This window comes from Scandinavium sp., from assembly GCF_036271055.1.
Lineage (GTDB): Bacteria > Pseudomonadota > Gammaproteobacteria > Enterobacterales > Enterobacteriaceae > Scandinavium.
In genome coordinates this window covers 1-1,935 of sequence record NZ_DATBBJ010000029.1, presented here as the reverse complement: position 1 = coordinate 1,935, position 1,935 = coordinate 1, and the positions used below count along the sequence as shown (strand labels likewise).

Genomic DNA, 1,935 nt, shown 5'->3' with positions numbered 1-1,935 from the left:
CTGTTACCAAAACACAACTTTTGACAATATCTCTATACCAAAGGTGCTAATCCTTTAGCACTAAAGTGCAATAGTCAGGTCACATCGCAATTAGCGTGGACGCACCCGCTTCGCGATCTCCATCGCAGATCGCTTGCCGTGGAAATTCACGAACACACCACCGTTGACCATCCCCTTTACAAGCTTTATGAGGTCTTTTGTGGCTCTTCGCTGTTTTCTGTGGGTAACTTAGTTAGGCGGGCTCAGCCACGTAGCGCTGCGCTACGCCTGCTCAAGGTCGAATCCGGCATAAACGGCATCCTTCCCGCCGGAGGCGGGCCCCTGCCATTTATTCCGTTTCTCTCTTGAGCAGGCTTCGCTCCGCGCTGGAGGAGGTAACTGCATTTTGCGTTCGACAGCGCTTGGCTCGTTCCTCGCCACGGGCTGTCAAGCGCAAAAGCCGTTGTTCGGGCGGCAAGCAGCCATTTGCGTTTTGGGTGATCGTGGACTGGAATAGAAAGGATGACACCAGAAGAACTTTTTACCGCAGCGCTGGGCCTGGGCCGACAATGGCGAGTGGCCCAATGCCGCTTTGAGGGAGAACCAAAACGCCTGGAACTGCGACTGGAGCACGTACCAGGGGAACATTTTGAGTGTCCGCAGTGTAAAGCCTTGTGTGGAGTCCACGACACCATCGAGAGACGCTGGCGGCACTTAAACTTCTTCCAGTATCGCTGCGAACTAGTGGCCAAGGTGCCACGCACCTGGTGTCGTCGGGACGGGGTCCATCAGGTACAGGTGCCCTGGGCGCGCGAAGGCAGCGGTTTTACCTTGTTGATGGAAGCTCTTGTCATGCTCTTAAGCGCCGAGATGCCCGTCGATGGGATGGCCGATTTGTTGCAGGAGACCGATACACGTTTGTGGCGGGTGCTGATCCATTACGTTGAGCAAGCTCAGGCACGGCGCGACTGGAGCACGGTGCGCCGAATCGCCGTCGATGAGACTAGCGCCCGACGGGGGCACCGTTACGTAACCAACGTGCTGGATTGCGACGGCACGGGGCTGCTCCTGATGGTCGAAGGGCGCAGTTCCGAAGCGCTCGGCTGCTTTGCTCAGGCACTGCGCGAGCATGGGGGTGATCCAGCCCAAATCCAAGCCATCGCCATGGACATGAGTCCAGCCTACTTGAAGGGAGCAGCCGAGCATTTTCCTCAGGCTCAGATCATCTTCGATAAGTTCCATGTGATGCTGCTGGCCGGTCAGGCACTCGAGTCGGTACGTCGGCAACTTCAGCACGATGGAGCCGAGCTCAAAGGCTCACTCTGGAGCCTACGTGGCAACGTCTGGAATCTGAGTGCCGAGCGCCAGAAGCAGCGACGAGCCCTCTGCCTGCAGTACACAAAGCTTGGACGAGCCATGACCTTACGCGAGACGCTGCAAGCCATTTACGCTAGCCCCGATCAGGTTACGGCCGAGAGCCAACTTAACTGGTGGTGTGGCTGGGCCTTGCGCAGCAGGCTGGAACCCTTCCGTGCCTTAGCCAAGACCGTCCGCCAGCATTGGGAGGGTATCCTCGCTTACTTCAACACCGGGCTGACCTCGGCGGCTATTGAGGCCGTCAACGGTATCATCCAGCTAGCCAAGAGGATGGCTCGTGGCTTTAAGAATTTTATCTATTTCCGGACTGCTGCCTATCTGCGAGCTGCCCGCCTCAAATTCGAGCTTCCAGTTATTAACTAACTCCAACTACCCACACAAAACAGCGGAGAAGCTTTTTAGATGACTTGCGGGCTAAGGGAATGCTAAGCCTTGTTAGGGCAACAATTGGGGCAATCTACAATGTTTGGGCGGCGACTTTTCCTGCCCCGAAGTCAAAAACTTCGAGTTCCCACCCGCTAGCCCTAGCCCGCGATGCGCCATCCAGGCAGAATCAGCCAACATAGGCGGTTCCGTTAT

Annotated in this window: 1 protein-coding gene; it reads left to right on the top strand. The window is 56.5% G+C overall.

Features of this window, described 5'->3' with window-relative positions; genetic code table 11:
- The first annotated feature begins 501 nt into the window (after nucleotides 1-501).
- Nucleotides 502-1,719: an ISL3 family transposase gene (locus VH187_RS04345; RefSeq protein ID WP_329700260.1), complete on the top strand. Its 1,218-nt coding sequence runs from the start codon at nucleotides 502-504 to the stop codon at nucleotides 1,717-1,719.
- Nucleotides 1,720-1,935 lie beyond the last annotated feature (216 nt).